The 7,690-nt window shown below is 76.5% G+C and carries 9 protein-coding genes; 4 read left to right on the forward strand and 5 right to left on the reverse strand.

Translation table 11 applies throughout. The features are described from left to right. The 3 genes from ACFXAM_RS36545 to ACFXAM_RS36555 all read left to right on the forward strand — a co-directional run. Positions 1 to 2,042 (forward strand): PP2C family protein-serine/threonine phosphatase (locus tag ACFXAM_RS36545; protein ID WP_380297985.1); only part of this gene is annotated, 2,042 nt, incomplete at its 5' end. Between the two features lie 77 nt (positions 2,043 to 2,119). Further along, complete coding sequence (locus ACFXAM_RS36550) at positions 2,120 to 2,611, forward strand: hypothetical protein (protein WP_380297986.1); 492 nt, start codon at positions 2,120 to 2,122, stop codon at positions 2,609 to 2,611. Between the two features lie 45 nt (positions 2,612 to 2,656). Then, entirely contained in the window at positions 2,657 to 3,097 is a 441-nt protein-coding gene (locus ACFXAM_RS36555) for an ATP-binding protein (protein WP_380297988.1), read from the forward strand. A gap of 74 nt (positions 3,098 to 3,171) precedes the next feature. Here the strand turns inward: ACFXAM_RS36555 and ACFXAM_RS36560 are convergent, their stop codons facing one another. From ACFXAM_RS36560 to ACFXAM_RS36575, 4 genes are all read right to left on the reverse strand, one after another. Then, on the reverse strand, positions 3,172 to 3,723 hold the full coding sequence (locus ACFXAM_RS36560) for a YceI family protein (RefSeq protein ID WP_380297989.1): 552 nt from the start codon (positions 3,721 to 3,723) through the stop codon (positions 3,172 to 3,174). Between the two features lie 28 nt (positions 3,724 to 3,751). Further along, entirely contained in the window at positions 3,752 to 3,991 is a 240-nt protein-coding gene (locus ACFXAM_RS36565; RefSeq protein WP_380297999.1) for a trehalase-like domain-containing protein, read from the reverse strand. A 17-nt stretch (positions 3,992 to 4,008) separates the two neighbouring features. After that, positions 4,009 to 4,962 (reverse strand): TIGR03557 family F420-dependent LLM class oxidoreductase, encoded by a 954-nt coding sequence (locus ACFXAM_RS36570; RefSeq protein ID WP_380297991.1) that lies wholly within the window; start codon positions 4,960 to 4,962, stop codon positions 4,009 to 4,011. An 84-nt stretch (positions 4,963 to 5,046) separates the two neighbouring features. Then, positions 5,047 to 5,454 carry a YybH family protein gene (locus ACFXAM_RS36575; RefSeq protein WP_380297993.1) on the reverse strand — a complete coding sequence of 136 codons (408 nt, stop codon included), beginning with the start codon at positions 5,452 to 5,454 and terminating at the stop codon, positions 5,047 to 5,049. A 164-nt stretch (positions 5,455 to 5,618) separates the two neighbouring features. Here ACFXAM_RS36575 and ACFXAM_RS36580 point away from each other — a divergent pair, with 164 nt between their 5' ends. After that, positions 5,619 to 6,281, forward strand: a complete 663-nt coding sequence (locus ACFXAM_RS36580; RefSeq protein ID WP_380297995.1) for a GNAT family N-acetyltransferase — start codon at positions 5,619 to 5,621, stop codon at positions 6,279 to 6,281. A gap of 305 nt (positions 6,282 to 6,586) precedes the next feature. On the opposite strand, the gene ACFXAM_RS36585 is transcribed toward ACFXAM_RS36580, so the two are convergent. Further along, the coding region (locus tag ACFXAM_RS36585; RefSeq protein ID WP_380297997.1) for a carbohydrate-binding protein at positions 6,587 to 7,690 on the reverse strand (1,104 nt) is incomplete at its 5' end.

The following is a 7,690-nucleotide window of genomic DNA, read 5'->3' on the forward strand; positions in this document are numbered from 1 at the left end:
AACCCCGTAAGTCCCGCCCGTCCGGTGCCCCCGCGAAAAATTCCGCCCCGGCGGCCCCCGTGCGGGCCCTGGCCGCCGCGTCCGACCTGGCCGGCGCCGTCGAGGCCGTGCTGCGGCAGGGCGCCGCGCCGCTCGGCGCCCACGCCGTGCTGGTCTGGCAGCAACTGCCCGCCGGAGCCCTCGCACTCGCCGCCCAGGCCGGGCTGCCGGCCGACGAGGCCGAGGCCTGGAGCCGGGTGCCGCCCGGCGTCCCGAGCCCCGCCCGGCGGGCCGTCGACACCGGGGAGGAGCACTGGCCCGGCGACCCGGCGGCGCCCGGCCCCCGCGTCGGCGGCCCAGACACGCCCCGGGCCGTCCTCCCGCTGCTCGACGACGGCCGCCGCCTCGGCGCGCTCGAAGTGCTCTGGCCCGGCCCCGCGCCCGCCCTCGGCCCCCCGCAGCACCGCCAGTTCCGGGCCCTCGCCGACCTCTGCGCCACCGTCCTCGGCCACCCCGAGCCCGCCGTCCCGCCGGACCGGCAGGCCGACCTGCTGGACGGCCTGCTCACCCCCGCTCTGCTGCTCGCCCCCGTCCTGCGCGACGGCCGGCCGGTCGACTTCACGATCCTGCGCACCAACCGGGCCTTCCTCGACCCGCTCGGCCGCCCCCGCAGCGGCCTGGACGGCACCTCCCTGCTGGAGGCCTACCCGGTGGCCTGCGCGACCGGCCTGCTCGCACCGCTGCTGCGGGCCCACGAGACCGGCGAGACCCGCACCGACGACCGCCTGCACCTGGTCTTCCAGGGCGGCGGCATCGTCCAGCCCACCACCCTGCGGATCGCCGTCGCCCCGCTCGACGGGCGGCTGCTGCTCACCTGGCAGCGGGACGACGACCCGAGCGGGGAGTCCGACCAGACCGTGCTGCTGCGCCAGGCCCAGCGCCTCGCCAGGGTCGCCGGCTTCGAGGAACAGCCCGGGACCGGCCGGATCCTGTGGAACGCGGGCCTGTCCGAGCTGTTCGGCCTGCCGCCCGACGCCCCGGCCGTGCCGCTGGCGCACCTCGGCCGGTACGTCCACCCCGACGACCTGCCCGCCGTCCGGCGGCTGCTGGACACCGTCCAGCACCGGCTGCGCACCGCCTCCGCGGTGTTCCGGCTGGTCCGCCCGGACGGCACCCAGCGCTACACCCGGGTGGTGGCCGAACCGGTGCTGGACGCCGACGGCGCGCTGAGCGCCGTGCGCGGCGCCTACCACGACGTGTCGGCGCAGCACTGGACGGAGGTCGCGCTCGGCGCCACCCGGGAGCGGCTGGCCGACAGCGAGCAGGAGTCGGCCGAGCGCGAACAGCTGGCCCTGCGGCTCCAGCAGGCGATCCTGCCCGCGGCGCCGCCGCCGCTCGGCGCCACCGGGCTGCGCGCCGCCGTCCGCTACCGGCCGGCGGCCAAGCGCGAGCGGGTCGGCGGCGACTGGTACGACGTGCTGGTGCTGCCCGACCGGCAGGTGCTGCTCGCCGTCGGGGACGTGGCCGGTCACGGGGTCGGCGCGGCCACCGGGATGGTCGCGCTGCGCCACGCGCTGCGCGGGCTGGCCGTCACCGGCGCGGGTCCGGGCCGGCTGCTGGAGTGGGCCAACACCGTGGCCCTGCGCGAGCCGGGGCAGCTGACCGCCACCGCCGTGTGCGCGCTGCTCGGCCCGGACGACGGCACGCTGCGCTGGGCCCGGGCCGGCCACCTCCCGCCGATCAGGCTCACCCCGGACGGCGCCGAGGTGCTGCCGCTGCCGCACGGGGTGCTGCTCGGTGCCATGCCGGACGCCGCCTACGAGGAGCACTCGGCGCGGCTGGAGCCGGGGGACGTCCTCCTGCTCTACACCGACGGCCTGGTCGAGCGCCGGGACTGCCCCGTCGAGGAGTCCGTCGACCACCTCATCCGCGCCGCCGGCCGCCCCGGCTCCGACCTGGAGCGCTACCTGGACCTGCTGCTGGAGCTGAGCCCGGCCGACACCGACGACGACACCTGCCTGGTCGCCGTCCGCGTCGAGCCGGAGGGGCCGGCCGGGCGTTAGAGCGGGACCCGCCCGGGTAGGCGCGACGCAGCGGAGGGGACCGGACACCGAGGGGCGAGGACCGAAGGGACACCGCCATGCTGCTGATCGGACTCCTGCTGGTCGCCGCGACAGCGGCCTTCACCGGCCTGTTGATCGCCGACAACCTGTCCGGCGGACCGGAGTACCAGGTGACCATTCTGGGGCACCAGCTGGTGACGCTCTCCAGCCTCGGCGTCTTCCTCGCCGGGCTGGCGCTCGCGCTGCTGTTCTGCCTCGGCCTGGCGCTGGCCGGCGCGGCCCGCAGGCGCCGGCGCGTCGACCGCACGACCCGGCGCGACCGCCGGACCGCCGCCGCGCCGCCGCGGGCCCCGCGCACCGGGGAACGCGTCGTCGACGCGCCGCCGGCCGAGGAGGCGCTCGCCGAGAAGCGTGCCGTCGAGAAGCCCGCCGTCGAGACGCGGGTCGCCGAGCGGCCCGCCGCGGACGCGCCCGCGGACGAGCCCGTCGTCGGCGAACCGGCCGCCGAGGACCGGGGGAGCCGCGCCGCCGGCAGCGGCGGCGGGCGGTTCCGCTTCCTCGGCCGCTGACCGCGCCCGCACCATCCCCGTCACCCCGGAAGGAGGACCGCGCGCATGCCCAGGGCCGCCCCGCCCGTCACCCGCCTCCACGGAGCGCTGACGCTCCTCCGGGTCCCGCTGTCGGCCCGTCCCGGCATCACCGCCGAGGCCCGGGCCCGCACCTCGGACTGGCTCGACGACATCACCGAACGCGTCGTCGTCGCGGACGTGCTGCTGCTGGTCTCCGAACTGGTGACCAACGCCGTCCGGCACACGGGCGAGCCGGGTTCCCTGCTGCTCCTGCGCGACGAGAACCTCTTGCGGATCGAGGTGACCGACAGCAGTCCCCGCCCGCCGCGCCCCCGCCGGCCCCGGCACCCGGAGGACGTCGGCGGCCTCGGGCTCTTCCTGCTCGGCCGCCTGGCCCGCCGCTGGGGCTGGTACCGCCACGGCCCGGGCAAGGCCGTCTGGTGCGAGGTGGTCCTCCCCCCGCCCCGGCCGCTCCCGGCCTGCTAGCCACGCGCGCCACGACGGCGCGGGACCGGGCCGGCCGGAACCACCCGGCCGGCCCGGCGTTCCCGCGAGGCCGGCTAGCCCTGCTTGACCGCCGAGATGTCGAACTCCAGGACGACCTTGTCGCCGACCAGCACGCCGCCGCCCTCCAGCGCCGCGTTCCAGGTGACCCCGAACTCCTTGCGGCTGATCGTCACCGACCCCTCCAGGCCCACCCGCAGGTTGCCGTACGGGTCGACGGCGTTGCCGGTGTACTCGAAGTCGATGGTCACCGGGCGGGTGACGTCCTTGATGGTGAGGTCGCCGGTCACCCGGTAGTCGGTCTCGGAGCGGGGCTCGACCGAGGTGCTGCGGAAGGTGATCTCGGGGTAGGTGGGGGCGTCGAGGAAGTCATTGGTGCGCAGGTGCTGGTCGCGCTGCTCGACACCGGTGTCGATGCTCTGGGCCTTGATCGTCAGCTGCCCGGCCGACTTGGCCGGGTCGGCACCGTCCAGGCGGGCGGTGCCCTCGAACTCGCCGAACGAGCCCCGGACCTTGGTCACCATGGCGTGGCGCGCCACGAAACCGATCCGGGTGTGGGTGGGGTCGAGCACGTAGTCGCCGGTGAGCTCGGGGAGTGAAGCGGACATGCTGTGCCTCCGTGGTGATGAGGATCCGTCAGGACGGCGGCGCGGCCGCCCGGGCCGCACACTCCAGCATCATCGCGTGCACGAAGGCCTGGGGCAGGTTGCCTCGCAGTTGTCGTCGGGCGATGTCGTACTCCTCGAAGACCGGGTCGCAGTCCCAGTGCGGGGCGCAGAGCCAGGCGACCTCGCCGTCCGGCCCGACCAGCGCGCCGCGCTCGCCGTCGGCGAGCAGCGCGTAGTCGCCCAGCACCCGGGGCGGGAAGCCGGTCACGGCGCGGTCCGGGCCGTTCACCCCAGCCGCGGCAGGACCCGCTCGCGGTAGAAGTCGAAGAACCCCTCCTGCTCGTCCCCGATCTGGCCCACGTACACCTCGTCGAAGCCCGCCCGCCGGTAGCCGTCCAGCCGCGCGGCGTGCTCGGCCGGATCGTCGCCGCAGGTCACGGCCTGTTCGACCATCTCCTCGGTGATCAGCTCGGTGGCCTGTTCGAAGTGCGCCGGGGTGGGCAGCACCTGGGCCAGCTCGCCGGGCAGCAGCTCGCTCGGCCACAGCCGGTGGACGGTCTTCACGGCCCGCTGCCGGTCGGCGGACCAGCAGACCTTCACCCCGCCGACCACCGGGCCGCGGCCCCCGGCGGCGCGGTAGCGGTCGATCAGCCCGGTGTCCGGGGTCATGGTGACCAGCCCGTCGGCGAAGCCCGCGGCCCGCTCGGCCGCCTTGGCCCCGAACGCCGAGACGAGGACCGGCAGCCGGCCCTCCCGCGGCGCCGTGTACAGCCGGGCGTTCTCGACCGTGTAGTACGTGCCCCGGTGCGAGACCTGCCCGCCGGTGAAGAGCTCGCGCATCACCGCGACGGCCTCCTCCAGCATCTCGGCCCGCTGCTCGTACGGCGGCCAGCGGTCGCCGAGCACGTGCTCGTTGAGCGCCTCGCCGGTGCCCACCCCGAGCCGCAGCCCGCCGGGCAGCTGCACGTCGGCGGTCGCCGCCGCCTGCGCGGTCACCGCCGGGTGGAGCCGCACGGTGGGGCAGGTGACCAGCGTGGTCACCGGCAGCGCGGTCACCTGCGACAGCGCCCCGATCACGCCCCAGACGAAGGGGCTGCTGCCCTGTTCGTCGTTCCACGGGTGGAAGTGGTCGGAGATCGCCAGCCGGGTGAACCCGGCCGCCTCCGCCCGCCGCGCCTGGTCGACGAGCTGGGCCGGGGTGAACTCCTCGCAGGACAGGAAGTATCCGAACGCGGTCATGGTGGCCTCGGTTCCTGGATCGATGCTTGCACCGACACGGCTAACCGCCCCCGCCGCACCGAAACCCCGCCCGGACCGCGGGCGCTACTCCGCCCCGGTGACCTCCGGGAACGAGTGGTGCTCGTGGGCGACCACCCAGCGGCCGTCCCGGCGGCGCAGCCCGAGGGTGAGCCGCAGCCGCTGCGCCGGGCGCTCGGCGAGGTCCTGCGGGGTCCCGCAGCGCAGCAGCGCGTGCGCGTAGGCGACGTCGGCGCCGGCCGTGACGTCCAGCGACTCGATCGCGAACGCGGCCCCGCGCGCCTGCCACTCGAAGAACGGCGGCCAGATCGCCCGGTAGGCGTCGATGCCCCGGATGCCCTCGTAGGGCGGCGGCACGTCGAACATGACGATGTCCGCCGCGTGGTCCGCGAGCACGCCCGCCAGGTCGCCCCGGTGGACGGCCTCGGCCCAGCGCGTGATCAGGGCCCGGATCTGTTCCTCGTCGCTCGTCATGCCCAGGATGCTGCGCCCCGCACGCCTCCGCCGCAACGCGTGGGCGCCCGTCGCCGCCGCCGGGCGGCCGGGCTCCGGGGTGGCGGTGCCGGGCCGGCGGGAACCGCCGCCCGGGCCTTGGTAAGATGTGAATCGACCTAGTGACTATTACAAGGGGGTGGCGGGTGGACGAGCCCACCGTCAACGAGCTGGTGCGGGAGTGGATCGGGGGCTGGATCGTGTCGCGGGGCGCGGCCGACCCGGTGGACGAGCCCTGGGGGTGGAGCATCGACGTCGGACAGCCCCACCAGGTGGCCCGGCACGTCCTGCCGGAACCCGCCGAGGCCGACGTCCGCACCCTGGTGGCGGCCACCACCGCGCCGGGCACCTGGCTGAAGCTCTTCGCCGACGACGACACCGTCCGCCCCTGGCTCGGCCCCGGCTGGCGCTATGACGTCCCCGGCTACCTGATGACCCTGCCGCTCGCCGCCGGCCGCCCGGCGGCGCCCGCCGGCTACACCCTCACCAGCTGGGAACGCGGCGGCGTGGTGCGGGCCCTGGTGCGCACCGTGGACGGCCACTTCGCCGCGCGCGGCCAGCTCGCCGTCACCGGGGCGGTCGCCGTCGCCGACCAGATCGAGACCGACCCCGCCCACCGCCGCCGCGGCCTGGGCTCGGTGGTGATGCGCGCCCTCCAGGACGCCGGGCACCGCGCCGGCGCCGACACCGGCCTCCTGGTCGCCACCCCCGAGGGGCGGGCGCTCTACGCCGCCCTCGGCTGGAGCGTCCGCGCGCCCATGGCCAGCCTCTGCTACGCGCCGCGGAGCGACGGGCCCGCCGACGCGTGAACGCCGCGCCGGTCCGGACGGGGAGTCCGGACCGGCGCGGCGTCGCGGCACCGGCTCAGCGCTGCTTCAGCACTGGGGCCGCTTGCCGTGGTTGGCGCCCTTGCGGCGGGCCCTCTTCTTGCGGCGGCGCTTCGAGGACATCGGGCCTCCTTGGTGGTTCGCCCCCGTCCAAGGTCTCACACCGGTGGCCCGCCGTCGCGTTCTCGCCCCGCGAACGGGGCACGGCCGCACCGGCGCCCGCCCGGGGCCGCCCGCCCGGGGCCGCCCGCCCGGGGCCGCCCGCCCGGGCCGCCTGGACCGCCTGCCTAGACCGCCTGCCAGAGCGACGGCGTGTTCGGCGGCTCCCAGCCGACCTGCGCCTGGTGGCCCTGGAGGCAGCGGTAGGAGGTGCTGCCGTAGGTCACCGTGTCACCGGCCTGGTAGACGGTGCCGGCCGCCCAGGTGCCGCCGGGGTTGCCCGGGCCCGGGCCGGGGCCCTGGGTGTTCGTCTTCAGCGTCAGCCCGTAGCCCTGGAGGATCGGGTTGACGGGCTGGAAGTAGGTGGTTCCGCCCTGCGAGCAGTTGCCGGTGCCGCCCGAGGTCACGCCCTGCGCCTGCGTCCCGGAGATGAACGAGCCGCCCGAGTCACCCGGCTCGGCGCACACATTGGTGCGGGTCACCCCGGAGACGGTGCCCTCCTGGTAGGTGACGCTGGTGCCGTGCTGCTGGATGGTCCCGCAGTGCCAGCCGGTGGTGGAGCCGGAGCGGCAGACCGAGGCGCCGACCTGCTGGAGCACCGAGCCGCTCACCGCGCCCGAGGCGCTGTTCACGTACGGGGTCGCCGTCCAGTTGCTGTTGGTGGCGACCCAGGACATGTCGTTGCCCGGGAAGACCGAGGCCTGGAAGCTGCCCTGGGCGACCCGGTTGGACCCCGTCGTGCTGGAGCCCGCCCGGCCGCAGTGGCCCGCGCTGACGAAGCCCTGGGTCGTCCCCCGGGTGATCGGGAAGCCGATCGAGCAGCGGCTGCTGTTGTCGATGTAGTAGGCGTCACCGCCGCGCAGGTCGTAGAGCGGACGCGGGGCCTCGGCCACCGCCTCCACCCGGACCGCCGCCCGGTCCACCCCGGCGGCGGCGACCAGCCGCTCGGCCGCGGCCCGGTCGGTGGCCTGCACCACCACGGTGTTGCTGCGCACGTCGACGAAGCGCACCGCCGCGCCGAGCGCGTCGGCCCGCCCGGCGGCGCCGCTGCCGGCGGCGCGGTCGAGGGCGGCCAGCGCCCCGTCCAGCGCGGCCAGCGTGCGCGCGACCAGCACCGGGCGGGCGCCCGCCGCGCGGATCGACGCGGCGTCGGCGGCCCGGGTGGTGGCGACGGCCAGCCCGGCCGCGTCGGCGCCCTCCACCCAGGAGCCGGCCCAACTGCCGCCCAGGCC

Source organism: Kitasatospora sp. NPDC059462 (genome assembly GCF_042749955.1).
Classification (GTDB): Bacteria; Actinomycetota; Actinomycetes; order Streptomycetales; family Streptomycetaceae; genus Kitasatospora.

What these genes read in the sequence shown, in the direction of transcription:
- ACFXAM_RS36555 (WP_380297988.1), top strand. Translation starts at nt 2,657, where the DNA reads ATGCCCAGGGCCGCCCCGCCCGTCACCCGCCTCCACGGAGCGCTGACG.
- ACFXAM_RS36575 (WP_380297993.1), bottom strand. Translation starts at nt 5,454, where the DNA reads ATGACGAGCGACGAGGAACAGATCCGGGCCCTGATCACGCGCTGGGCC.
- ACFXAM_RS36570 (WP_380297991.1), bottom strand. Translation starts at nt 4,962, where the DNA reads ATGACCGCGTTCGGATACTTCCTGTCCTGCGAGGAGTTCACCCCGGCC.
- ACFXAM_RS36560 (WP_380297989.1), bottom strand. Translation starts at nt 3,723, where the DNA reads ATGTCCGCTTCACTCCCCGAGCTCACCGGCGACTACGTGCTCGACCCC.
- ACFXAM_RS36550 (WP_380297986.1), top strand. Translation starts at nt 2,120, where the DNA reads ATGCTGCTGATCGGACTCCTGCTGGTCGCCGCGACAGCGGCCTTCACC.